Source organism: Bilifractor sp. LCP19S3_H10 (assembly GCF_052119185.1).
GTDB lineage: Bacteria > Bacillota > Clostridia > Lachnospirales > Lachnospiraceae > Bilifractor.
In genome coordinates, this window is record NZ_JBQKFT010000013.1 from 64,871 (window position 1) to 90,409 (window position 25,539).

Genomic DNA, 25,539 nt, shown 5'->3' on the forward strand with positions numbered 1-25,539 from the left:
TTATTCTAAATAATATATGATAAACACTGAATTTGCAATCCGCATTGCGAAGCAGCGAAGTGACATGCAAGCGGCACGTAAGTGCGAATATGCGCGGGCGGTGAGCCATATCCGTTTACACAAGGTGTAAAGCAGTGGGGCGAACGCCGCGGCATACCGACAAAGCCGGCCGCCTGAAGGGCTGCGTGAGTTGCGGAGTAGCTGGCTGGATACAGTAGGTGACGCTGTCTAACATCATGTCGGTTACTGTACAGGTCGGGCTGCCAGAACAGGGCGGCATCAGAGTGATTAACAGGAGGAATGATCAGGTATGATTGAATTACAGAACGGCGGAGTGTATCTGGTAAACGGAACAACCGTGATTCCGGATGGACCGGACGCTGCCGCACAGCTTCAGCAGAAAACCGGAAAAGCTGTGCCGGCGGATGAGGCGAAGAAGGAGACCATGGCATACAATATCCTGAAGGCACATAATGTCTCGGGCAACATGGAAAATCTTCAGATCAAATTTGATAAGCTGACATCACATGATATCACATATGTAGGAATCATTCAGACTGCCCGGGCATCCGGACTGGAGAAATTTCCAATTCCTTACGTTCTTACGAACTGCCACAATTCTCTGTGCGCGGTTGGCGGAACGATCAACGAAGATGATCATATGTTTGGCCTTTCCTGCGCGAAGAGATACGGGGGCATGTATGTTCCGCCGCACCAGGCGGTAATTCATCAGTTTGCCCGTGAGATGCTCAGCGGAGCAGGGAGAATGATTCTTGGATCGGATTCCCACACCCGATATGGCGCTCTCGGAACCATGGCGATGGGCGAAGGCGGACCGGAGCTGGTGAAACAGCTTCTGAACAAGACCTATGATATTGCGATGCCGGGAGTCGTTGCAGTCTATATGACAGGAGCGCCGGTGCCGGGGGTAGGCCCGCAGGATGTTGCGCTCGCAATCATCGGAGCAGTATTTGACAAGGGTTATGTCAAGAATAAGGTTATGGAGTTTGTAGGACCCGGCGTTGCCTCACTGTCAGCGGATTTCCGTATCGGCATTGATGTTATGACAACAGAGACCACCTGTCTGTCTTCGATCTGGACGACAGATGATACAATCCGGGACTATTATGCGGAGCACGGACGTCCGGAGGATTACAGCGAGCTGAATCCGGGCCCGGTGGCCTATTATGACGGCTGTATCTATGTGGAGCTGGATAAGATCAAACCGATGATCGCAATGCCGTTCCACCCGAGTAACGTCTATACCATTGAAGAATGCAACGCGAATCTCCCGGATATCCTGGACGATGTAGAGAAGCGGGCCCAGGTGGCATTCAACGGAAAAGTGGATTATAATCTCCGGAACAAGGTACACAACGGAAGGCTCCTTGTAGATCAGGGAGTTATTGCGGGATGTGCCGGAGGCGGATTTGAAAATATCTGCCAGGCAGCTGATATTCTGCGTGGGCAGTACATCGGCTGTGATGATTTTACGCTGGATATTTATCCGGCAAGTGCACCGATTTACAAGGAGCTGGCGGCTAACGGCGTGATTGCGGATCTGATGGAAACGGGAGCTGTGGTGAAGACCGCGTTCTGTGGTCCGTGTTTCGGCGCGGGCGACACTCCTGCGAACGGAGATCTTTCGATTCGTCATTCCACACGTAATTTCCCGAACCGTGAGGGCTCCAAGGTCCAGGAGGGACAGGTTGCCGGTGTCGCTCTGATGGACGCGCGGTCCATCGCGGCAACTGCTGCTAATAAAGGATACCTGACACCCGCGACAGAATTTGCCGGTGAATACCGTCATCAGATTTACCACTTTGACTCGAACATCTACGCGCATCGCGTATTTGACAGCCATGGTGTCGCGGATCCGACCGTGGAAGTGAGGTTCGGTCCGAACATCAAGGACTGGCCGAAGATGTCCGCGCTTCCGGAGAACCTGATTCTCAAGGTGGTATCGGAGATCCATGATCCGGTTACGACAACCGATGAACTGATTCCATCGGGAGAGACTTCTTCCTATCGTTCCAATCCGCTCAGACTTGCCGAGTTTGCTCTTTCCAGAAAAGATCCTCTGTATGTAGGAAGGGCAAAGCAGGTTCAAAAGGCACAGAAGGCACTGGAAGAGGGAGGCTGCGCTGGAGATGCGCTCCCGGAGCTGAAGCCGGTTATGAAGGTGATCCATACGAAGTTCCCGGATGTCTGCCATCAGAATATGGGAGTCGGCTCCACGATCTTTGCCGTAAAACCGGGTGACGGATCCGCCCGTGAGCAGGCAGCTTCCTGTCAGAAGGTTCTCGGGGGCTGGGCAAATATCGCCAATGATTACGCGACGAAGAGATATCGTTCGAATCTGATCAACTGGGGTATGCTTCCGTTCCTGATTCCGGCAGGCAGTCTTCCGTTTAAAAACGGAGATTATCTGTTTGTTCCGGATATCCGGAAGGCAGTTGAGAGCAGGGAGGATGTCATCACGGCATATGTTGTCGGAGATGAAGAGTTAACCGGATTTGAACTCCGACTGGGCCAGCTGACGGACGATGAGAGAGAGATTATCCTGGACGGCTGCCTGATTAATTATTATCGCAATCACAAGTAAACATTCGGTCGATGCTATGTGAGGTCAGTTAAATGGTATAAGTTCTGGATTGCCTGGCAGATAAAATTCGCCCGCTGGAATTTGCAAAAGGTCAGGTAAATAGTATAAGGTCTGGATTGCCTGGCGCTGTGCGCGCAGAGCAATCCTGCTGGTATGATGAGGTCAGAACCCTGGTTTTTGCATGGGTTCTGACCTTTTTTACGCGAACAGTGAGCCGCAGCCGAATGCGAAGTATTCGTGTGCGGCGAGCGTCGCGATAGCGAGATAAAACTCGCGCAGCGTGTTTTATCTCGTTGGCTCATTGACAAAAAATTCCGCAGACAGGCAATCCATGGAAAAAATAAAGTCAGAATATAATTAATTGAACAAATAAAAAACAAAAATTATGAAACTATAAGATCAAATGAGAGAATAAGTAAAATTAAATTTAAAAATGCGTTGACAAATAGAAACCTCTGTGTTATCCTGTAATCACATTAAAGAACGGGCGACAGAATTAATCCGATAAAAGCTCCGTCCTGATATTCAGATCCGATTCAGGATTACATGAACAGAGGGAACGGCCTTTGATATCATATCGGATAAACGTTAAGTTCGGATCTTTAATAAATATGAGAGAAGGAGGACAGTCCAATGGGAATTCCACCGGCACATCATCCTCAATATGAAAGTGGTATTGCATAAGCAGTTCCCTCAGAGAAGACCTTTTATAAGAGAGAAGAAAGTAACCGAGTTCCTGGTATAATCCGGAACCCATGATATGAAAGGTAATGTGAAGCTTGCAATTCATATTGAGTATATACCACGGAAGGTCTGAAGCATCCAAAGGATTTGTGTAAAGAAACGAAGACCTGTAAAGACGAGAAATTACATGGATGCGGCAGATGTATCCAGAACATCGGAAGGGATTTTCGGACAGGCGTGCAGATATCACCGGCCGGAACGAGGAAGAGATTCCGATGAATTCACAGAACTTTCTAAGCGGGATAGAGAAGAGAGCGCAAGAGCGTAAGTTCTATGCGAAGATCTGCAGATCAATATCCTGACGACGCAGGGAACAGATAAGGGTTATCGTACTTATGTTTCTTTCTTTCAAATTTTTTGAAAGCACTGTTCTAAGAGAAACAGAGAGCATACCTGTAATAAGAGGAATCACGAAAGAGGAATATGTGATTCATAGCAGTAATTGATAAGATATGTGACTGATCAGAGATGTGACAGCAGTTCATATTTTATAAGCTGTAATTCAGAAACCGAAAATTATTAAATCCATTTATCATTATTTTATAACAGGTTCTTAGAAAGAAAACTAAATAAGTCCGATTAAACAAAAAATTAAATAAAGAAAGAGTAGAAAATTGAATAGCATTGAACCATTTCAGTAGTGGCCGTCTTGTCAGAGAATACTTGATAAGGCGGCCACTGCTTTTCGTTTGTTTTTGCGGGCAGAAGCACGATGTAAACTTATTATTCCGAGGCGTCCAGGGTGACTCTGGAACAATGCAGTGATGTTTCATTCCGCGGCGCCCATGGAAGCACTGCCGCAATGCGGTGAAGTTTTATTTACGCGAACAGTGAGCCGCAGCCGAATGCGAAGTATTTGTGTGCGGCGAGCGACGCGATAACGAGATAAAACTCGCGCAGCGTGTTTTATCTCGTTCTGAAGCAGTTATTGCGGCACTGCCCGATACCCGGGTTCTCATTCCGGGGTGTCGGCTGTGGAACCGCCCCGGTATTTTTGCGGACTGACGCCCTCATATTTCTTGAAGATCCGCGAGAAATAGCCCGGATCGTCATAGCCGACGGCTTCGCCGATCATATGAATGGGATATCCGGGGTTACGGTCCATCAGTTTTTTGGCCTTCTGCATTCGAAGAGAGATCAGATACCTGGTCGGAGGCATATGGTAAGTCTGAAGAAATACCTTGGACAGATAACTTGGGCTATAGTTCAGCTTCTCCGCAATCAGGTTCATATTGATATCATGATCGAATTCCCGTGTAAGGTAATCCTTCAGAAGATCCGCAATCTCTCTGGAGGAGCGGCAGGAGAACTCACCGGAGAAGCTCTTCTCAAGTTCCTGTTCTTCCATCCGGTATTTATTGGCGAGGGAGGAGAGAACCGCTCGAAGCTGCTCTTCATCCACGGGCTTGAGCAGATATTCCTTCACCTGAAGGTGTATGGCACGCTTGGCGTATTCAAAGTCGGAATATCCGCTGACGACGATCACATCAAGGTCCGGGTGATTTTCACGGGCCTGCTCGATCAGCTCCAGACCATCCATGACCGGCATTCGGATGTCGGTCACGAGCAGATAGGGATTAGAGGCATTGATCAGCTCCAGTGCCTGAATGCCCGTCTGGGCCTTTCCGACGACGGTGAAGCCGGCGCCTGAATTTTCAATTTTCTTTATGATGTTCTGCTGGATCAGTATTTCATCTTCCGCAACAATAACCCCGTATTTCATAATATAAAACCTTTCTCTTTTGGAATTGTCATATTTCCTGTGCCGCCCGGCGTTTTTCTTCCGATTGTCACATAAGCATGGCCGTCTTCCGTGTTTCCGAAGTCAAAGATAATATCGTTTCCGCAGTAGAGCTTCCAGCGTATATATACATTGATCATGCCGAGCCCGCCGATTTTGAGATCGGTGAGATTGTGGTTCAGGTCGCGGTTGATCATGGCGATCTTCTTATTCAGTTCATCGAGCACCTCTTCCCCGAATCCGTTTCCGGAATCGGTGACCCGGATATACCACATGGATTCGTCCAGGAAGCTCGTAATGGTGATTTTCCACGGCGGCAGACAATTGGTCCCGTAATTGATGGAGTTCTCCACAAGGGGCTGAATGATGAGCTTGGGAATTTTTTGCTCCATGATTTCGGGGAGAATATCAATGTGATAATTCAGACTCTCCTGATAGCGTACTTTCATGCAGTACATATACTCTTCAATATAGTGAATCTCATCGGCAACAGTAACGATCGTGATGCCGGTATTGGTGATATACCGCATGATGCGGGAGAGCGTCTGGCAGAGCTTTGTGACATCCTTGTTCTGACCGTTCTCCGCCAATATGCTGATGCAGGAAAGAGTATTGTAATAAAAATGAGGGTTCATCTGCACCTGCAGCGCAATCACGCGGGATTTCAGCTCGAGCCTCTGTGCGATTTCGAGCTCGGCGAGGGACTGCTGAAGGGATTCACTCATCTTCTGGAATTCACGGTACAGCTCACCGAGCTCCTCATAGGAGGCGTCATAATGATCGAGTTTTTCCTCTCCGAGATTTTCCAGACGCAGCCGTTGAATCACGTGCTTCAGATGCTTGATGGGCTTGACCATGTTGTGAGTCAGATACAGGGAGAGGATAATGGAAAACAGCACCATCAGGCCGGTGATCGTGATCAGGACTCGGAGCATCTGGTAGACTGGACGCAGAATGACGTTGTTTTGCTGAAGAGCCACATAGGTCCAGCCGCTGTAGGTCGAGGTCTGCCGGGCGTACTGATATTTGATTCCGGATTCCGGATCGGTTCCGATGCCATAGCTGTCGTTCGTGCCGGAAAGAGTCTGATAGTAGGTCTGACTGATGTCTTTATGATTTTCAGTTGTATCATAAGGAAAAATCAGAGTCCCGTTCGAATCAAAAATCAAAATATCCGCCTGCGTGGAGCTTTTGCTCAGGTAAGCTGTGATGTCATGAAAGAGAACCTTGCAGTTCTTGACCGTTTCAATTCCGCCTATGACACGGTTCTGGCCGTCGAGAGAGGCCCGGTACAGAGACAGATACCATGCTGAATTCGAAGCTCCGACGGAGTATTTCCGGGTCTCATAGGGCACGCTCAGGAATTTATAACCACGAAGCCGGACCGCCTTCTCGAGCCATTTTTCATTGTTTTCGGAATAGGTATCATTTTTGGTGATGTTCCCGGATTCGATGACATGCCCATAGAGGTCGTAGATATTTACCTGGTCTGCGTCCAGATCGAGACCGTTCGACATCTGCACAACATCCAGAAAGGCATGGCCTTCATCGGAGGTCACACTGAAATCCAGAACGGAAGGCATAAATTTGGTCTTGCGGTTATAGAAATTTATATCGGAGGATACCATATCCATGTCCTTGAGCTGCTTCTCTGTCTCATTCATCAACGTTGAATTGAGCGTCTGAAGCATATTCTGCTCTCGGCTGATCAGGATATTCGAGTTGTATTGGAGAAAAAACAGCGCAAAGAAGATCAGAACGAGGAGTGGAGGAAGCAGGATATACAGAAACAGCTTGGTCTGCAGCTTCCGGGGCCTTCTTGCTGTTTTCTGGTCTTGCGATGCCGACAGAGGAGGGATTTTTTCCGGTTCCGATTTTCTGTGCCGGATGTGATTTTTCAACAGATAATTTCCTTTCGAGTGAGATTTTTTTATAAGTTACCATCATATTATAAACGTTTTACATGGACTTGACAAATCCATGAGCGGACGCAGAAAATCATCCCGGAATTGTAGCGGATCACATGTGTACATAGGTTCTTACGAACAGAGAATTCGTGATTATTGCCATGGAATCGAAAATAAATAGAAGAAAATTGTTCAAACAGGACAATTTTGTTCAACTGCAGAAAGGTTTTATCCATGGTTTTGGATGCAATGTCTTGTTATGATTATGTTATGTGGAAACGTCAGTTTATTCAACAATGAGAGAGGGAGGAAAAAGTATGAAAAGAAAAGTAATCTCTATGTTGATGTGCGGCGCTATGGCTGCGTCGCTGTTTGCGGGCTGCGGAAGCTCGACAAGTTCCTCTTCGGCAAACGCGTCGACTTCTTCATCGACGGCGGCAGCTGCTTCTTCATCGACGGAGGAAGCAGCGACGACATCTTCTTCATCCGCGACAGAGTCGGTGGAGACAACGGCAGTATCATCGACTTCCGCGGCTTCCGGCGACAATGTAGTGGTCAAGGAGATCCCGAATGATGGCCAGTTTGACGGTCAGACATTGAGCATTCTGGTATCCGCCGGATGGATGGACAACCGTTATGATGCGACGATCCAGAGATTCGAGGATACCTATGGTGTCACCGTAGATCTTCAGACGATTCCGGCCGATCAGTATCTGGATATTCTCCAGTCGGATCTGGCGAACGGCACCTGCCCGGATATTTTCTGGATTCAGTCGAACCCGGTTGGAGCCATTGAGTCCAACATTGGAAATCCGGAAGAGTACTGCATCGATTTTTCCGGAGCTGACTGGCAGAACGTCATGCCGGAGACCCGTCAGGCATCCTGTATCAGCGACGGCAAGCTCTACGGACTGCAGATCTGGCATAATTCTCCGGAGTATGTCATGGTTTACAACAAGACCATGTTCAAGGAGCTCGGCATTAACGAGGTGCCGACAACCTATGATGAGCTGAAAAAGGATCTGAAGACAATCAAAGATTCTGGTGTCGAGACACCGTGGTTCATGCCCGGCGCAGACGGATGGCAGCATCAGCTCGCGTTCTTCCAGATCGGCGGTGTATACACCGAGGATGATCCGGACCTTTATGACAAGCTGAACAACAACGAGGCAACCTTTGCAGACAACAAGAAGATGCTTGAGGTTCTGAATGAGTTCAAGGAGCTTTCCGATGACGGCTACTTTGGAGAGGATTGGGTAGGAACCGATTCCACAAACCTGAGCAATGAGTTCGGCGACAGAAATACAGCAATGGCAATGGCAAACTCCAGCTTCATTCAGCAGATCAAGGATGATACCGGTACAAAGGATGAGTTTGGAATGTTCCTGATCCCGCTCGGCGATAACACCTGGTATCCGACCAATCCGGCCGGCCCGACCATGTTCGGCTATAAGGGAACGGAGCATGAGGATCTTGTAAAGGCGTTCTTCCAGTTTGTATGTACACCGGAGAGCCTGCAGGAGATTCTGGACAATTCTCCGCAGTATACGAACCTGGATGTTAACGTAGATATCGAACAGCACTGGCTGCCTGAGGAAAAGGAATTCATGAGTTCGGTTGACCCGAATAAGATGGGCGTAACTGTACTTCAGAACGGCACCAAGTACACCAACGATTATTGGATGGATTTCGGCGCGGATATGATTTCCTTCTGCCAGGGCTCTATGGAGGCTAATGACGTCCTGAAGAATATGGATGCGAACCGTGCAGAATCGGCGAAAACAGCCGGTGATTCCGCATGGAAGTAATCCTGCGGAAACAGACGGAGAACAGGAAACCGCTCTGAGCAGGCAGTGATGTCCCGCGTGTGGGGCACGGAGCAATCCGCGGCTTATACAGTTTGTGGCACAATGCATCGTATGAGCGTTTACAATGAAGTGTCGCCCGGAGGCCTGAGGAGGGCCTCTGCAGGCGACACTCCTTCGTTAGAGGATATAAACCGGATGGTGGGAAAGCGGATTTGCCGCAGCGCATGAAAACAAATGCAGCAGCCGCTGACAGAAATTAGTATGAGGCAACTATGAATAAAAATAAGATTTACCCGAGATGGTTCGTCATTCTGCCGCTGATTATTTATGTGGTGTTTTTCCTTTTTCCAAGTATTCTCGGCGTATTCTATTCTTTCACGGACTGGGGGAGAATGACGCCGAAGAACGGACTTCATTTTATCGGTCTGCAGAATTATATCGACCTTTTTACATCCAATAAGAATTACATGGCGGGTTTCTGGAATACGGTCCGGTTCACGCTGATCTCCAATGTGGTGAAAATTATTCCCGCTTTTTTCCTTGCGATTCTTCTGAATTCCAGGCTGAAGGGCAAGAAGTTCTACCGGACGGTATTCTATCTGCCGTCCATTCTTCCCTTCGTAATCATTGGAATTATCTTCAGCTCGATCTTTTCTTACAATACCGGACTTCTGAACAGCACATTCACGACTCTTGGGCTCGATGTATTGAAGCAGAAGTGGCTGTCCGATCCTCATATGGTGTGGAATTCGATCTTTTCGGTGGATGCCTGGAGAGGTATCGGCTATGTCATGACGATCTTCCTGGCCGGGCTGAATACGATTGATGATTCCCTTTATGAAGCGGCAGAGATTGACGGTGCCGGTTTCTGGAAGAAGCTGTCTTATGTGACACTTCCGATGATGCGTGGACCGATCATGATCAATCTGGTATTCGGCATCACCTACGGTCTGAAGGTCTTCGATATCATCTATGTATTGACAAACGGCGGACCCGGACATAAGACCGAGGTCATGACCACTTACGTATTCCAGTTGTACGGCAGCGGCCAGTACGGAATGTCCACAGCCATGAACACTATTCTTCTGGCGGTTACCGCGGTGATTGGTGTGATCATTGTCAAGGTTATGAGCGGAAAGGAGGCAGGAGAATAAATGGGAAAGTCTAAGAGAATTCTTCAGACCATCATCAAGCAGGTCGTCTGTGTTGTGCTTTCTCTGCTGGTTCTGGTTCCCCTCTACATGGTGGTGATCAACTCCTTCAAGACGAAGGGGGAAGCGGCGAGAATGAATCTGAGTCTTCCGACGACATGGGTGTTCGGAAACTATATGGATGTCATTCAGAAGGCCGGTCTGATCCGCGGATTTGCGAACAGCATGATTTACGCGCTGGTTGCCACCTTCGTGGGCGTCATCATCAGTGCAATGGCCGCATTTGTTCTCAGCAGAAACCGGATCCGGATTAACCGGAGGCTGTACTATTTCTTTATCATCGGACTTTTCTTTCCGGTGAACTATGTAACGTTGGTTCGTGTGTTTCAGTGGTTCCATCTGACAAACACCAGACTGGGAATTATTCTGGTGTTCATCAGCTCGATGATTCCGTTCTGCATCTTCACGATATACAGCTTCGTTGAATCGGTGCCGAGGGAAATCGACGAGGCGGCCGTGATCGATGGCGCCGGACCGCTTCAGATGTTCTTCCGGGTAGACCTTCCTATGATGAAGCCGACAATTGTCACCTGCTTCATTCTGCAGTTCATGGGTGTCTGGAACGATTTCCTGACACCGCTGTATCTGTCGAGCAAGAGCAGTCTGTTCCCGATGACCATGGCGGTATATCAGTTCTTCGGGAAAAACCAGCAGTACTGGAACTATGTGTTTGCGGATATTGTCATGACACTGATTCCGGTCATCATTGTATATTTCATCGGGCAGAGATATCTGCTCGAGGGAACGACCGGCGGATCGGTCAAGGGTTAATGCAGGAGCCGGGTGAGTGTGCTTTTTGTGCGGTGCAGTCACCCGGCTTATCTTATATTTATTGCAGGAAAAAATTTTGAGGGAGAGATTTCGATGGATCATTACGAGAGAGTGAAACGTTACAAGGCTGTGTATGACGGGCCTCCGCGGGCGGTTCCGGATGGCGATGTCGATGTGTCGGGCAACGGAAGATGGAGAATCTGGCAGTATACCGGGACAAAAACCGACGCTCCGGTTCTGGGGAACGGAGATATGCTGGCGGCCTTTGCGGGCCCCTGTGAATATCCGCAGTTCTGGGTTACAACGGATGATTTCTGGCAGATGGAGAGCAATCCGAACTGGGTGTTTTTTCATGATAATTCGACGGCTGCAATGGAGCCGGCGGTTACACTCGGGGGACCGAGACCGGTCGGCCGTCTCGTGTTTTCGATACCGGAGCTGAAAGGAGCGGCCTGCCGCATCGAACAGCAGCTCGGGGATGCGGTCACGGTGGCGCACTATGATTTAGGGACAGAGGGAAAACTGACGATACGAAGCATGGTTGCGGCGACAGAAAATCTTCTTCTGGTACGGTTTCACTCGGAATTGGCGGATTCGGTGCGGATTCGGGCCTGTTTCCGTTTTCCGGATGAGCCGGGCATGGGATGTGAGAAGGGAGTGAGTCTGTCCGGGAAAAATGAGAGCGGGACGGACCTCAGAGGAACCGCTGTCGGTATGATGTGTGGCAGAACGATCGAAGAACAGAAAACGGTTGGCGGAATTCTGTCAGGATTCCGGGCCTTCGAGGAGCAGGTGGATGTTCCGGTGAAGGCGGGATTCGGCGGTGCCTTTCATCGTCCGGAAGACCGTGAAGACGGGAATGAATCATCCGTATGGAGCAACAATGCGGGTGCAGGTAAATCCTGCGCCCTGAGCAGCAATTCGGATGCAGATAAATGGTGCGCATCGAGCGTCAAAGCAAACGACGATGAATCGGGGGTGCGGAATACAAACAGCAATCAAGAGGATCCGGCGTCTCTGGTGCTGCGTCCGGGAGAGCGCACGGATTATGTGTTTGTTCTGCGCACCTGGAATAAGGTGTCACGCCCGGTGGAGATGGCCGCGTCCAGGGCGGAGTGGATTACGTCCCGGGAGATTTCGGAGCTTGTCGAACTGCACAGAAGCTGGTGGAGAGATTTCTGGAACGTATCCGGAATCTGTCTGGATGATCCATTGCTGGAACAGCGCTATTACCTGTCGCAGTATGTCATGGCAAGCCTGAGCCGGGATCCCGACTATCCGCCGGGGATCCTGGGCGTCTGCACCTTTGACCGGCCGGCCTGGAACGGAAATTACAAAATCAATTACAATCATCAGTCGGCCTATCTTGGCTTGCTTGCCTCCGGGCATTTTCCACAGGCGGATCCCCATGACGCCCCGTACTTCGCCATGATGGATATCGGACGGGAGATGAGTCACAGGCTGTATCAGCATGGAGGAACCTGTCTGCCTTTGGGACTCGGACCGAAGGGCATGGTCAGCGAGGCGCTTCTTCTCCACATGAAGTCACAGGCGGTTCACGGCGCGACGAATATGATCATGCGGTATTCGCTGACGCTGGACCGGGATTACGGGAGAAAAATATACCCGTTTCTTCAGAGTCTCGCGGATTTCTGGGAGGCGGATCTGATTCAAAAAGATGGATATTGGCATATCCGGGACGACAGCATGCATGAGCGGACAGAGGATGATGTCCGGAAGAACGGAGAATCCATGGATCCGGTCAACAGTCTCGGATACCTGAAATGCCTCTTCCGTTTTCTTCCGGTCATCAGCCGCGACCTCGGGCTGGATGAGGAACGCCGGAGTCACTGGGAGGATATCGCGGATCACCTGGCACCGTATCCGATGGGGACACTGGAGGATATCCGGGAGAATCCGACGCTCTGGGCGGAGGCGGAGGTGCCGCTTGGCGAGTTGGTTCCGGAGGAATGGATGAAAAAACCTGTCTTTTTCGATGAAGGAAAAGGAGGAAAGTGGTCCTATCATTTTCCGGGAAATATTATGCAGATTTATCCGGCGGGGGCGATCGGGCTCGGATCCGATCCGGATCTGCTTCAGACGGGATGGAATACCGTTCATGTGCATTCCATCATTGAAAATCAAATGGCGGAATATCGGAAAACGCACGACACCGGCGCGGATGACCTGGACAATGAACAGGGGGATTCTGATCCGCACTACAGAAAGGCCGGCGCATGGAACGCGACAAACCTGAGCTGCCTGTTTTTCCCTGCGGCAGTCCGCGTGGGATATGATCCGGAGGTGATCTGGAGGGAGCTGGAAGAGCGGATCGTACATCGTGGTCTGCCAAACGGGTATATCAACCGGAATCCACATGGAATCGAAAACCTGAGCACAGTGCCGAATACGCTGCAGGAGATGATGCTGCTCAGTCACGAGGGCATTCTCCGGATTTTCCGGGTGTGGCCGGTGAAGAGTCATCCGAACGCTTCTTTTGAGAGGCTCTGGGCATACGGCGCATTTCAGGTGAGCGCTTCCCTTGAAGCTGGAATTGTCGGAACGATACAGATTCTGAGCCACGCGGGCAGAGAACTGGTACTTGAGAATCCGTGGCCGGGAGAAGAAGCGGAGATCGTGCATCTGCAGACCGGCCGCAGAGAGGTTTTCGGAGGAGAGTACCTGAGAGCGGAGACTTTCCCGGGTGAACGGCTGGAAATCCGCAGGATGGCGTGACGCGGGAATGACCGAAGGCGCTTGCGCCTGAGGCGTTCCGCAGCTCCATAAATCAGGATAAAACTTTGTTACAGCCAGTTTGCAAAGGGCAAGAGGACTGTAAAATCCTTGCCGTACATAGTTGGGGGAACAGTAACCTGAACGGAGGTTGTAATCTCGTCAAAAATGTGGTATGACATATTTAACAATTCGGTGAAAGAACAAATGTTTTTATTTATCAGAAAAGAGGACATGCCATGCTTGATAAGAAAGTAAAAGAATTGATCAATGATCAGATCAACAAGGAGTTCTATTCCGCATATCTGTATCTGGATTTTGCAAACTATTATTATGATCAGGGGCTTGACGGCTTCGCGCACTGGTACGATGTCCAGGCGCAGGAGGAGAGAGATCATGCGATGCTGATGCGCACATATCTTCAGAACAACGGTGAGCTGGTAACCTTTGAGGCTGTCGCAAAGCCGGACAAGACCTACAGCAGCCTGGATGATCCGCTGAAGTTCAGCCTGGAGCATGAACAGTATGTGACCAGCCTGATCAACGGCATCTACAAGGCAGCAAGTGATGTCAATGATTATCGCACCATGCAGTGCTTTGACTGGTTCGTAAAGGAGCAGGGAGAAGAGGAGAAGAATGCGGACGACCTCATTCGCAAGTTCAAGCTCTTCGGCTCTGATCCGAAGGGACTTTACGCGCTGAATCAGGAACTTCTCGGAAGAGTCTATGCTGCTCCGTCTCTGGTTCTGTAAGTGGGACTGGTAAGAAAGATACGGCGGGGAGCCCGATGTACTTTATCCGGTTCTTCCGGGATCAGGTAGTTTATGAGAATCAATAGCAGGTTGAGCAATCAGGAGAAGCTGTCGCTTCTCGGACATTCCGGGGGCTTCGGACTGGAAAAGGAGAGCCTTCGGGTTACGATGGACGGGCGTCTGGCACAGACGCCCCATCCTTTTCCCGGAAATAAGCATATTGACCGGGATTTCTGTGAAAATCAGGTGGAGATTATCACGAATCCCGAGGGCAGCGTCCGTAAAGCCGTAGATTCGGTGAGGAAATATCATGAATATGTTGCGGATGCGCTGTGGAACCTGGAATCGGGTCGTGAGGTACTGTGGCCGTTCAGTAACCCTCCCCGCATATCCGGGGAGGATGAGATCCCAGTGGCGCGGTTCTCGGGAGAGCTTGCTGAGCGGACCGCCTACCGGAAGTATCTTGGAAGAAAATACGGAAAGCGGAAGATGCTGCTTTCCGGCATTCATTTCAACTATTCCTATCCGCCTGAATTTCTGCGGCGGATTTTTGAGGAGAGTGGAGAGGGGAATTACAGGGAATTTGTGGATTCTCTGTATCTGAATCTCGCCAGGAAGGCCATGATGTACAGCTGGCTGATCGTGGCGCTGACGGCGGCGAGCCCGCTCTATGATCTTTCTCTGTTTGAGGAGAATCAGCGGGACAGGGTCCGGGATCTGAGACTGGCTACGGTCCGGTCCAGTGAATTCGGGTACTGGAATGATTTTACTCCGACGCTTCGATATGAGAGCACAGAGGCCTATGTCGCCTCGATTCAGCGGTACGTGACGGAAGGTCTTCTCCATTCCCCAAAGGAACTGTATTATCCGGTGAGACTGAAACCGGCCGGTGAATATTCGATGGAAGGTTTTTCCGGAGGAATCAGCCACATTGAGATTCGTTCGCTGGATCTCAATCCGCTGTCCCCGTTCGGCCTGATGGAGGAGGATGTGGAATTTCTTCGGATGCTCATCGGATGGATGACCGTCCTGCCGGATCATGAGCTCAGTGAAGAGAGACAGAAATCCGCGATACACAATATGAAAAAGGCGGCATCGCTGGATCTGGAGAATGTAATTCTTCGAAACGCGGATGGGACCAGAAGTGTGCTTACCGATAAGGCACTGGAGGTGCTGGACCGGATGGAACGGGATCTTGGCAAGAGCTCAACGCTTGATTTTCAGCGGAACAAGATTCTTCACCCGGAAAACAGGTATTCGGAAATTATTCTGGACCGGTATGGCGATGATTTCATGAAATCCGGTGTTCTGCTCGCGACAAGGCGATTTCATGGACAATAAAAGGGAAAGTCGCTCCAGGGTTTCCACGGGCAATAAAAGGGAAAGCCCGCGCCAGGGGGACCCGCGGGTAATAAAGGGAACAGCCTTGTCCAGAGGCGGTCCCGCAGAAAAAAGGAGCATCGCAAATGCTCTGGCTGATAAGTGAAAAGCTCTGCCGCTTCGGCGATAAGCCGAAGCGGCAGAGCTTTTTTTACGCGAACAGTGAGCCGCAGCCGAATGCGAAGTATTCGTGTGCGGCGAGCGTCGCGATAGCGAGATAAAACTCGCGCAGCGTGTTTTATCTCGTTGTGTTGATTCGGCCAAGCGTCAGGTTGCAGAGCTGTTGAGAAGTTGGCCGAGCGTCAGGTTGCCGCGACGCTGAGAGTTTAGCCGAGCGGCGGGCTGCCGCGCTGCTGAGAGGCCGCCAAACCGGCGGATGCCCCTCAGCAGGGGAGATCCGGTATGGTGTCCGCATCATCGAGAAAGACATAGAAGATATCCCCGTAATAGACGCTGTGCACGAGTCTGCAGGAGTCTCTGATCGTCCGTATTCTGCCCTTCCTGGTCTTAATGCGGTATTTCTGACAGAAGGCAAGATAGTCGGGAAGAGATTCACGGGTATCTGAGGGGTCGCCGTGCTCTGCATAATATTTGCGGATACGCTCTCTGGTTTTATCCCTGTCTTCCGGGCAGAGGATGGAAAGAAAGCTCGATTTCGAGTACTCGTTGAATTCATCAATGCTGTCACACTCACAGAGCCGGAGGAGATATTCGCTGGCGTACAGAATCTGCAGGTCATCTGCCATCTTGTAGACCAGCACGGCCTTTGGAAGATCCGACGCGAGATTTGTGATGCTCTTCTGAAGGTGCGTGCGGTTTTCACTGCATATGTTGGAATCGTAAACCCTGTAGCAGTGCCCCTCCGACTGTTTTGCGGAACAAAGAGCCGCGTTTGCCTTGCGGCAGAGCGTGCCGGGCTTGCTGCCCTGCTTCGGGTATTCCACGAGGCCGGCAGACAGGAAAAACCGGTAGCTTTCGGTGTGAAAATCGACAGTCATCGGGCTCGATACGAGGCGGCTTACAATGGAACTCGCTTCCGTAAGAGAAGAGTCCTTCATGAAGACGATAAATTCATCCGCGGCATTGCGTCCGATGATATCCCCGTCATCGAAGTTCTGTCGCAGGGCATCCGCGACACGGCAAAGCGCCTTGTCACCGATGTCGCGTCCCAGAATATCGTTGATGATTTTAAAATTATCGATATTCAGGTTGATGAGTACACCCGGGGTGGAAGGGTAGCTGCGAATGTATCTTATAAGCTTCTGATCGATGCCTCTCCGGTCGAGAAGGCCGGTAACGGGGTCTATCTGCATCTGCAGATCCCGGCCCTGAGAATACCAGAAGTCGAGCATTTTTTCCTGGGAGGAGCTGCCTGTCCATTGAACAGCTACTGTAAAGACAGCTGCGTCATGGCCGTTCTGTATGATGTTATGGATGAGCCAGGAATAACCGCCGCTTCCGTTTTTGATCCGGAAGGATTCGGAAAACTCATGAAGACTGTTTTCCGAGGCGCGTTCCATCCATGTTCTGCGGTCCATGAACGCAAGATAGCGTTCCCGGTCATCGGGATGCACGTTATTTTTGCAGAAGCTCTCACAGGCCTGCGTAAAAGTGAGATGTGTTCTGAATGCGGAATCCCAGTTCCGGTAGATCAGAGTATAGCTGTCTTCTTCAACGTTGACCTGCAAGATTCCAAGGAAGGAGGAGAGAAGGTTCGCCATGGATTCGTTGATGCGGTCAGATCCTATGGAGGTATTTCGCATCATCTGGTCATGAAAGGCCTTGTTGTAGAGTGAGTTTTCGATGTCACAGATACAGGACAGAACCATACGGGCGCCGTTTGTGCTGAACGGAATCAGGGTGTAGGACTGCAGGTGCTGCCGGTTTGTTTTATCGTGAGACCCGAAAAAGGCCGTGACGTAATTTGCGTTTCCGTCTGGAATGCGGGTGTTCAGCTTATCCATATCGTAGAAGTCTATGAAAGAGGAACGATCCTCCTCATCCAGATATTTCTCCGCATATGCCGCGATGGCCTCTTTGCTTGTGTCGCAGAAATCCGTCAGCCTGTCCTGCGCTGCGTTCAGGTAGATATTCTCTGCCCTTCCGGTATCGAGATTGAACAGGTCGATCCTGTTGAAAATCGTCAGAAGATGGCGGATTCCATCGTTGATATGGATGGAACGGGTTATCGCTGACGAAGAATCCAGAATCAGTCCGGTAAACGCGAGGTAGGCATAGCTGTCCGCCTTCGATGAGATTGTGCGGAAGCTGATGCTGCAGAATTTGTTGCTGATGATAAGGTCGAGAGAATTTGATTCCTGCGTGTCCCCGGGATGTGTAATCGCATGGAGGATGATGCTTCGGTAGGTCGTAACGGACATAAAATACTGAAGAAAATCCTCTGAATCCCGCAGATTAAGAGATTCGGCCATTTCGTCCATTGCGGTGTTGTGATAGAGCAGTCTGGTTCCCTTTTGATCCGCTTTTACAAGCATGAGCGGAACTCTTGAGCCGGAATCATAGCTTCTGCCGGATTCCAGAGGAGAATCGGACATCATGTTGATTTCACCGATGGCTTTGTAGCAGCGCGCCTTCTGAGGAGATTCCAGACCGAATTTTGAAATCAGCTTCCGAATCTCCATAATCGGCAGTGGCTTTGAGTAATAAAATCCCTGGAGCTGCTCGCATCCGATTGTATTCAGGAATTCAATCTGTTCACGGGTCTCCACACCCTCGCACAGCGTATGGATGCCGAGATGCTTGGCCATGTTGACGACGGACGCGACCAGGGTTCTTGCCTTCTGGTTGCTCTCCATGCCGCGGACGAAAGTCTGATCAATCTTCAGAACATCGAAGTTGAAGTCCTTCAGTGTGCCGAGAGTAGAGTACCGGCTTCCAAAATCATCAATCCAGATCTCATAGCCGGCCTCCTGAAAGCGGCTGATCTGATGCCGCAGATATTCCGGCTCGGCCTCCAGTGTACTTTCGGTGATTTCAATGTTGATCAGCTCCGGAGAGATACCGGATTGGGTCACGATGGAATTCACTTCGTTAAAGGCATCTGCGCCTAGAAAATCATTTCGCGAAAGATTGATGGAAATGGGTACCACCGGGCGTCCGCCGGATTCCGCGGTCTTGAGATCCCGGCAGACATTCTCTACCATGCGAAGATCCAGTCTGGAGATCAGATGGGCGTCCTCGAGGACGCCGATGAAAAGCGCGGGAGACAGAATGCCATTTATGGGATCATTCCAGCGGCACAGTGCTTCAAAACCGCAGATCCTCCCGCTCAGAGTCCGGATCACCGGCTGATACCAGGTCTCAATATATCCGCATTCGAGCGCCTCGTTGAAATGATTCAGAATATAGCGCTTCAGCTCCTCACGCTCGGCGATGTCGTCATTGTAGATCGCGATATTGTGGTCGTACTGATCGTGAATACTCCTGGCGGCAAGACGCGCGTGATCGATCATAAGCGAGACGTTTGTGTCAGACGGACCGTTCTGAAGATAGATGCCGGCCTTAAGCTCCAGGCTCACATTTTTCTGCAGCGCATGGACAAAAATATGGAGATGTTCGATTTTGTCGGAGACATCCTGGCTGCCGATCAGCACGGAGAACTGATCCGCTGAGAGGCGGGTGATATAATCGCCGGGGAAAGTCTTCCGGAGTTCCTCCGCAAACTGCAGAAGAAGATCGTCTCCCTCATGGAATCCATATTTATGATTGTAATCACGGAAGGCACAGATGTCGAAAAAAATCAGGACATGCTGCCTTTCCGGAGAAAGGGTCAGATATTTTCGGACTGCATTCAGGTATCCTTTCATCGAAAGCAGCCCGGTAAGTTCATCGTATTCAGCCAATGTATAATACTCCCACACATATGATTAAAAATGGATTATAACATTTCCGGGAGTTAAAAGCTACATAAAGATCAAATGTCGATAAATCGGTCCAGATTTCAGAAAAAAATTCCAACCCGGTGGGAGCTGAGCACTCCGTATGAGACAGACTCCGCGAGGGACAGACTCCTCAGGGGACAGACTCCTCAGGGGGGCAGATTCCTCAAGGGAACAGACTCCTCAGGGGACAGACTCCGCGGGAGACAGGCTCCGTAGTGGACAGATCACCGGGATTCGCGGTATTCGGTCGGGGATACACCTTCGGAACGCCGGAAGAGCCGGCTGAAGTAATTCGGATCCTGGTAGCCCACGGCAGCGCAGATCTCTTTTACCGGAAGTTTATTCTCGGCGAGAAGCTTTTTGGCGTGGCTGAGCCGGATGCCGGTCAGGTATTCGATAAAGGTTACACCCTCCTCTTCCTTGAAAATCTTGCTGAAATAGTAGGGACTGATGTTGAGCTCCCTTGAGACGTCATCAAGCGACAGGTCTCGGGAGTAGTGGCTGTCGATATATTCCTTTGCCCGGTGCGTCAGGCTGCTGGCGCTGCTTTTGGCCTTATCGGCGATTTTTTCGGCGGCGTCCCGGATCTTCGTTACAAACCACGTGTGCAGCTCCGCAACCGTATAGTCAGAGATAATATTCAGATAATCGCCGCGGTCCGCAAAGCGGTACAGGCCAAGGCCTCCGCTCTGGTAGGCGATATGCTCGGCCCAGAGTACAAATTCGATCGTCTTCAGACGCACGTTATTTTCATAGGTCGCAGCCTGTGTTTTCTCCATCCAGGTAAAAAACTGGTCTGCGTACAATCCGGCATCCCGGATATTGCCGTTCTTGACACTGTCGAAGAGCTGTTTCTCAAGGTCAATCGGGTAATCCTGCTCGTAGGTGCAGGAGACGGGGAGATCGTCGGCGTGGGATACTGTCTCGTTGTTCTCGCAGAGGGAGCGGAGTGCCTCCCGATAGGAGGTGCGCATGTCTGAAAGAGGCATGACAGAGCCGATCCCCATACGGTAATTTACCCCGGTCTCCTCCTTCAGGCGGGAGATGATTCTGCGGACGCGGTCGATCACCCGGACTCTCTCGACATAGTCCATTCTGGCGGCCTCATAGGGAATGAAGACAGGGATCTTGTTCATCATGATCTGTCCGATGACAGCATGAGCACTGTATTCTTTCAGGATCTCACGGATTTTTGCATAATACTTCTGAAGGCGGATTCCGGTTCCGATCGGATTGCCCAGGTGGTCTCCGCTTCCGGTGAGGGGAGCAGAGGCTTTTGGCTGTTCCGGATTCTCATGCCCGGATGCAGCGTCTCCGCACGCAAGAAGCGCGACAAAGCCATAGGATTCAGGGATCTCCAGCAGATTGCAGTAGTTTGCCGTGACTTGCGGGGAATTATCCAGAAGGAGCAGAGAATAAACCAGACCGTTTTCAATCATGGGAACAACAGCATCGAGCTTTTCACGATTCGAGAGCTCGCGGCTTCGCTGTTCACGGGTGCGGTCGATACCGGCCATCGCTCTGGTCATCGTATCGACGAAGACTTTGCGGTCCAGAGGCTTTGTCAGAAAACTCATGACGCCGAGATCCAGCGCGTCCTTGGCAAAGCTGAACTTGTCATAGGCGGTGAGGACGATAAAAACCGTTGCCGGGCTGAATTTCCGGATTTCCCGAATTGCCTCGATACCGTCAATTCCGGGCATGCGGATATCCATGACGGCGATGTCCGGCCGGAAGGTCTCCGCCAATTCAATGACGGCGCGGCCGCTTCTGGCGGAGCGCACCTCACATCTGTCATGAAATTCCTTATCCATAATATACGTAAGAGAATCGATGGCGATCCCTTCATCATCTGCCAGCAGAACTCTGTACATTTTCAATTCCCCCTTTAATGCGGCGCCGACATCCACGGCGCGTTAATGATCATGGTTATTCCGGCATCGGAATATAAAGCAGGACCTCGGTTCCCTGTCCCTCGCCCGGGCTTGTGATGTCAAAGACATCCTCGCTGTTGTAAAACAGCCGCATCCGGCTGATTACATTGGAGAGCCCGACTCCGTTTGTCTCATCTCCCTTTCGTCTGACAGGAGCGTTTCCGGATAGAATCGCGTTCATCTGTTCCTCCGTCATCCCTCTTCCGTTGTCATGGACAGAGAGCGTGATATATTTTCCGGTCCGGTAAACGGAGAGGATGATGACCGCCGGGCGGTCCATGTCGCGGACGCCGTGATTGATCGCGTTTTCGATGATTGGCTGCAGAATCATGCTGGGTACCGATACCCGGGTCAGATCATCGTCGATTCTCTTCTCATAGGTGATTGCGCCGGAAAAACGCACGTTGATGATATACATGTAGTTGTCAGCGAGGGCAATTTCATCCGCGAGAGTTGTGATCTGGTTCTCACGGTTTGTCTTATTGCGGAAGAAGGCAGCGACATTCTGCAGATACTTATAGGTCCCGTCCGCTTCCTCCATCATGGCAAGCTGCGCGCCTGCATTGAGGGTATTGAACAGGAAGTGCGGATTGATCTGGGCCTGCAGATATTTCAGCTCGGCTTCCTTGAGGTGGGCGTTCATGAGGAGCTCCCGTTCCTTCAGCCGGTTCTCGGATTCCATGGATTCCCTGAGCTTCTGGAGATAACCTTTCATGCTGACGACCATCTCGTTGAAGGCGGAGGTGACGATGCCGAGCTCATCGTCGCTTTTTACCGCAAGCGGAGGAACGTCAAAGTTTCCCTTTCCGATTTCGCCGGCCTCCGCGATCAGTGCGTGCAGAGGGGCGGTTGCATGCCGGACGGTAGTGACGATCATGAAGACATCGAGGAAGGCGATCATGACGATCATGAACAGGGAGACGATTTCTAGAGAATGGAAGGTGTCCGCGAGCTTCAGATAATTGTCCGAGTTGCCCTTCAGCAGGAGGTTGTTCATGCTGTAGATGTATGACTGCAGGATGTCGTTCATGCTTACGGTTTCCTCATAATAGTCCTTGTATTTCTGGATATTTCTTCCTCTCTTGGCGGTGAGCGCGTTTTCGCAAAGCTCCATGTAATGATCAGAGAGATTCTGAATATCGCGGGTCGTGCTCTGAATCTCAACGCTGTCGGAATAATCGCCGAGTGCGGCAAGGCAGTTCGTGTAATCACCCTGAACCTGATAGAAACTGCGGAGATTATCCGAGCTTCCGACATTCAGATAATCGGTCAGACTCTGCTGAACACTGTCCAGAGCCTCGGACAGGCTGTTGGTCTGGACATTGGAGTAGAAGACCCGATTGACCCTTTCGAGCGCGTTGTTGATATTCAGGAACAGAAAGAGGTTTACGGCAAAAATACCTGCGGTGGCCAGCAGAAACGTGAGGGTGAGCTTTCCCTCCAGGGTGTGGAGAAGACGTCTCTGCCCGTTCGGGACAGAAAAAGACTTCTGCGGAGGGCTGTCCGGTCTGTTTTTTTTCAGATGAATCAAGACTTTTCCTCCTTCTCCAGATAGTCACCAACGTTTTCGGGTGTGATGATCTCAATGTCGATGGATGAATACTCGGTGACAAAGCCGCTGTCGATGTACTCAAGGAGATTGTCGACGGCAGTGCGTCCGATTTCCTCTGCGGAGACCGTGAGGGTCATCGCCGCGACATTCCGCTCTACGGCGTTAAGGATGGTGCCGTTGCGGTAGTAGCCGCAGATCGTTACATCGCCTACATGATTGGTGTCCACGATGGTCTGGCACACGCTGCTCGTGGTTGTTTCGTCGAGACATACCAGAATATCCGGGAGATCGGCGCTCTCAAACAGATCCGTGACGGCTTCGGCGGTGGAGAAGCTGTCGCCGTTGCCGAGGGTCTTTGAAGAAATCGAGAAGCGGTCCATGACGTTATTCTTCTCGAGAGAGTTCTTGATTCCGGAGATGACCAGATTCTGACCGGTGGTCTTGTCCTCCGGGCTGGCGATGACAAGCACGTTCTGCCGGCGGTTCTCCGCGAGAGAACTGAGCGTGTTGCCATAAGCCTCTCCCACGTTGTAGTAGGACACGCCCACGAAGCTTTGTCTGCCGGAACCGTAGCAGTCAGTTCCGACGCAGATGACCGGGATGCCGGCATTGACGGCGCGGTTGATGGCGCTCTTGAGGTCTTCGCTGTCATCGCCGTTGACGATGATGCCGTCCGCCCTGGACTGAATGGCCAGATCCATGAGTTTGGGGATGGTGTAACTGGTATCCAGGTTTTTACCGGTGAATTCGATGTAGTCGCCGTTTTTTTCGGCTTCTTTGAGAGCCTGATCATAAACGGCGTTCTGAAAGGAGCTTGATTTGTCTCCGATGTACGCAAAATTATACCGGAAACCGGATCCGCCTGAAGACAGGTCTGAGAGTGTATGGATCTGACGTTCAAAGACCACCATACTTACAATGGTAATGATGACCAGAATGGATCCGAAAATACAGAGGAACAGATTCAGGCCGCGGATCCGGCCGCCGGAGTGCTTGTGATTTTTTTTCATCATGATTCTTATGGCTTTTCCTGTTTTTGTAAAAACGAACAGATTTTTGTGAATACAGCTACAATATCTGTTAAAATATTATAATGATTCCTGTAGGAAAAGGCAATGAATGTTGAACAGTGCAGGCGGACCTTAATGTCTGGCAGAGCAGGCAGCAGGCGGACCTGAATGTAGAGCAGGCCGGGCAGGTCTGTATGATCGGGAGGATGTTATGAAGCGAGGGGGATTTTTGTGCGGAGCGGCGCTGCTGATTTCGGCAGTACTCTGCGGCTGCGGCAGGGAGCGGCCGGATACATCGTCTGTGGAGCCGGAGAAGGCGGAGCTGAAGCCGAAGATCGGACTTGTGTTTGATTCGTTTGTAATTGAGCGCTGGGAGCGGGACCGTGATATTTTTACCTCGACGGCGAAGGACCTCGGGGCGGAAGTAATCGTGGGCAACGCGAACGGAGATGTCGGGGAGCAGAAATCAATTATCAGCCACATGATAGATTCGGATGTGGATGTGCTGGTGATCGTGGCGACGGACGGGGACAGTCTGGGAAAGGAGATCAGCGAAGCCAGAAAGGAGGGAATCCGGGTGATTTCCTATGATCGTCTGATTCAGAACGCGGACACGGACCTGTACATAACATTCGATAATGAGACGGTGGGAAAGTTCATGGCGGACGCGGTGAATGAGGCGATGCCGGACGGCGGAAGCTACGTGAAGGTGAACGGTTCACCTGCCGATTACAACGTGACGCTGGTCAACAAGGGATTCGACGCTGAAATCAATGATAATCTGAAGATGATCGACAGCATTTCCTGCGACAACTGGGATGACAGCATTGCATACAGCTATCTGACGGAGCATCCGGAGGATGTGGAGAACGCAGGGGCCATTGTATGCGGCAATGACGCGATTGCGGGTCAGGCGGTGCGGGTGCTCGCCGAGCGAAAGAAGGCCGGAAGCGTCACGGTCACCGGACAGGATGCGGATCTGGACGCGTGTCAGAGAATTGTCGAGGGGACGCAGACGATTACGGTGTACAAGCCGATCGAGAAGCTTGCGGAGAAGGCGGCGGATTACGCCGTGCAGATGGCGAAGGGAAAAATGCCCGAGACGGATGAGACCATGAGCGACGGAACCTATGATGTTCCGTACATTGCCATTCAGCCGGTAAAGGTCACGAAGGAGAATGTGGACAGCACAGTGATTGCGAGCGGATTCCACAGGAAAGAGGATGTGTACCTCCATGCGCAGGGCTCGGAGGAAATGTCGGGGTCGTGAAATCTGTGGACCGGGCCTTGTCAGGTGCGGTCGGAAAATGACGGCGGATTTATCGTCCACCCGAGGAGTGCCTTCTGTTCACGTGACTTTTCAGCCACGGGCGAACAATGCGGAGCAAAATGGATGCGATGTATGGATCATGGTGGGCGAGATGGATGCGATGTATGGATCATGGTGGGCGAGATGGATGCGACCTACGAATAACGATGAGAAAGGCAG

The 25,539-nt window shown here is 50.9% G+C and carries 16 protein-coding genes; 9 read left to right on the forward strand and 7 right to left on the reverse strand.

Translation table 11 applies throughout. The features are described from left to right. Positions 1 to 310 precede the first annotated feature (310 nt). Complete coding sequence (locus ACTQZS_RS10795; protein WP_441475799.1) at positions 311 to 2,605, forward strand: hydratase; 2,295 nt, start codon at positions 311 to 313, stop codon at positions 2,603 to 2,605. Between the two features lie 1,699 nt (positions 2,606 to 4,304). On the opposite strand, the gene ACTQZS_RS10800 is transcribed toward ACTQZS_RS10795, so the two are convergent. Genes ACTQZS_RS10800 through ACTQZS_RS10810 form a run of 3 tightly spaced genes read right to left on the reverse strand, consistent with a single transcriptional unit; the run spans position 4,305 to position 7,037 of the window. Continuing rightward, entirely contained in the window at positions 4,305 to 5,072 is a 768-nt protein-coding gene (locus ACTQZS_RS10800) for a response regulator transcription factor (RefSeq protein ID WP_441475800.1), read from the reverse strand. Then, the gene (locus tag ACTQZS_RS10805; RefSeq protein WP_441475801.1) at positions 5,069 to 6,781 is read right to left on the reverse strand and encodes a histidine kinase; all 1,713 of its coding nucleotides are present in this window, start codon (positions 6,779 to 6,781) and stop codon (positions 5,069 to 5,071) included. Before ACTQZS_RS10805 ends, ACTQZS_RS10800 begins: the two co-directional genes overlap by 4 nt. Continuing rightward, positions 6,747 to 7,037, reverse strand: a complete 291-nt coding sequence (locus ACTQZS_RS10810) for a hypothetical protein (RefSeq protein ID WP_441475802.1) — start codon at positions 7,035 to 7,037, stop codon at positions 6,747 to 6,749. The genes ACTQZS_RS10805 and ACTQZS_RS10810 overlap by 35 nt, the downstream gene beginning before the upstream one ends. Before the next feature lie 277 nt (positions 7,038 to 7,314). Between ACTQZS_RS10810 and ACTQZS_RS10815 the strand changes: the two genes are divergently transcribed. The 7 genes from ACTQZS_RS10815 to ACTQZS_RS10845 all read left to right on the forward strand — a co-directional run bounded on the left by ACTQZS_RS10815 (position 7,315) and on the right by ACTQZS_RS10845 (position 15,873). After that, complete coding sequence (locus ACTQZS_RS10815) at positions 7,315 to 8,805, forward strand: ABC transporter substrate-binding protein (protein ID WP_441475803.1); 1,491 nt, start codon at positions 7,315 to 7,317, stop codon at positions 8,803 to 8,805. 272 nt (positions 8,806 to 9,077) lie between these two features. Then, positions 9,078 to 9,959, forward strand: coding sequence for a carbohydrate ABC transporter permease (locus tag ACTQZS_RS10820; RefSeq protein WP_441100866.1), 882 nt, complete (start codon positions 9,078 to 9,080; stop codon positions 9,957 to 9,959). Then, a complete protein-coding gene (locus ACTQZS_RS10825; protein ID WP_441100867.1) occupies positions 9,960 to 10,787 on the forward strand; it encodes a carbohydrate ABC transporter permease in 828 nt (275 codons plus the stop codon). A 93-nt stretch (positions 10,788 to 10,880) separates the two neighbouring features. After that, complete coding sequence (locus tag ACTQZS_RS10830) at positions 10,881 to 13,523, forward strand: glycosyl hydrolase family 95 catalytic domain-containing protein (protein WP_441475804.1); 2,643 nt, start codon at positions 10,881 to 10,883, stop codon at positions 13,521 to 13,523. A 236-nt stretch (positions 13,524 to 13,759) separates the two neighbouring features. Next, on the forward strand, positions 13,760 to 14,272 hold the full coding sequence (locus ACTQZS_RS10835; RefSeq protein ID WP_441100869.1) for a ferritin: 513 nt from the start codon (positions 13,760 to 13,762) through the stop codon (positions 14,270 to 14,272). Between the two features lie 72 nt (positions 14,273 to 14,344). Further along, entirely contained in the window at positions 14,345 to 15,613 is a 1,269-nt protein-coding gene (locus ACTQZS_RS10840) for a hypothetical protein (RefSeq protein WP_441475805.1), read from the forward strand. Between the two features lie 125 nt (positions 15,614 to 15,738). After that, positions 15,739 to 15,873: a hypothetical protein gene (locus ACTQZS_RS10845; protein WP_441475806.1), complete on the forward strand. Its 135-nt coding sequence runs from the start codon at positions 15,739 to 15,741 to the stop codon at positions 15,871 to 15,873. 162 nt (positions 15,874 to 16,035) lie between these two features. Here ACTQZS_RS10845 and ACTQZS_RS10850 read toward each other — a convergent pair whose 3' ends face one another. The 4 genes from ACTQZS_RS10850 to ACTQZS_RS10865 form a co-directional block, all read right to left on the reverse strand. After that, positions 16,036 to 19,515, reverse strand: a complete 3,480-nt coding sequence (locus ACTQZS_RS10850) for a bifunctional diguanylate cyclase/phosphodiesterase (protein WP_441475807.1) — start codon at positions 19,513 to 19,515, stop codon at positions 16,036 to 16,038. A 263-nt stretch (positions 19,516 to 19,778) separates the two neighbouring features. Further along, a complete protein-coding gene (locus ACTQZS_RS10855) occupies positions 19,779 to 21,428 on the reverse strand; it encodes a response regulator transcription factor (protein WP_441475808.1) in 1,650 nt (549 codons plus the stop codon). Between the two features lie 55 nt (positions 21,429 to 21,483). Further along, positions 21,484 to 23,019 carry a sensor histidine kinase gene (locus ACTQZS_RS10860; protein ID WP_441475809.1) on the reverse strand — a complete coding sequence of 512 codons (1,536 nt, stop codon included), beginning with the start codon at positions 23,017 to 23,019 and terminating at the stop codon, positions 21,484 to 21,486. Then, positions 23,016 to 24,053, reverse strand: a complete 1,038-nt coding sequence (locus ACTQZS_RS10865; RefSeq protein WP_441475810.1) for a sugar ABC transporter substrate-binding protein — start codon at positions 24,051 to 24,053, stop codon at positions 23,016 to 23,018. The genes ACTQZS_RS10860 and ACTQZS_RS10865 overlap by 4 nt, the downstream gene beginning before the upstream one ends. A 208-nt stretch (positions 24,054 to 24,261) precedes the next feature. Here ACTQZS_RS10865 and ACTQZS_RS10870 point away from each other — a divergent pair, with 208 nt between their 5' ends. Then, positions 24,262 to 25,320: a sugar ABC transporter substrate-binding protein gene (locus tag ACTQZS_RS10870; protein ID WP_441475811.1), complete on the forward strand. Its 1,059-nt coding sequence runs from the start codon at positions 24,262 to 24,264 to the stop codon at positions 25,318 to 25,320. Positions 25,321 to 25,539: the final 219 nt, after the last annotated feature.

Coding starts and splice junctions, on each gene's coding strand:
- ACTQZS_RS10865 (WP_441475810.1), bottom strand. CDS start 24,053: ATGATGAAAAAAAATCACAAGCACTCCGGCGGCCGGATCCGCGGCCTG.
- ACTQZS_RS10845 (WP_441475806.1), top strand. CDS start 15,739: ATGCTCTGGCTGATAAGTGAAAAGCTCTGCCGCTTCGGCGATAAGCCG.
- ACTQZS_RS10795 (WP_441475799.1), top strand. CDS start 311: ATGATTGAATTACAGAACGGCGGAGTGTATCTGGTAAACGGAACAACC.
- ACTQZS_RS10825 (WP_441100867.1), top strand. CDS start 9,960: ATGGGAAAGTCTAAGAGAATTCTTCAGACCATCATCAAGCAGGTCGTC.
- ACTQZS_RS10820 (WP_441100866.1), top strand. CDS start 9,078: ATGAATAAAAATAAGATTTACCCGAGATGGTTCGTCATTCTGCCGCTG.
- ACTQZS_RS10830 (WP_441475804.1), top strand. CDS start 10,881: ATGGATCATTACGAGAGAGTGAAACGTTACAAGGCTGTGTATGACGGG.
- ACTQZS_RS10855 (WP_441475808.1), bottom strand. CDS start 21,428: ATGTACAGAGTTCTGCTGGCAGATGATGAAGGGATCGCCATCGATTCT.
- ACTQZS_RS10835 (WP_441100869.1), top strand. CDS start 13,760: ATGCTTGATAAGAAAGTAAAAGAATTGATCAATGATCAGATCAACAAG.
- ACTQZS_RS10815 (WP_441475803.1), top strand. CDS start 7,315: ATGAAAAGAAAAGTAATCTCTATGTTGATGTGCGGCGCTATGGCTGCG.
- ACTQZS_RS10870 (WP_441475811.1), top strand. CDS start 24,262: ATGAAGCGAGGGGGATTTTTGTGCGGAGCGGCGCTGCTGATTTCGGCA.
- ACTQZS_RS10805 (WP_441475801.1), bottom strand. CDS start 6,781: ATGCTTCAGACGCTCAATTCAACGTTGATGAATGAGACAGAGAAGCAG.
- ACTQZS_RS10840 (WP_441475805.1), top strand. CDS start 14,345: ATGAGAATCAATAGCAGGTTGAGCAATCAGGAGAAGCTGTCGCTTCTC.
- ACTQZS_RS10810 (WP_441475802.1), bottom strand. CDS start 7,037: ATGATGGTAACTTATAAAAAAATCTCACTCGAAAGGAAATTATCTGTT.
- ACTQZS_RS10800 (WP_441475800.1), bottom strand. CDS start 5,072: ATGAAATACGGGGTTATTGTTGCGGAAGATGAAATACTGATCCAGCAG.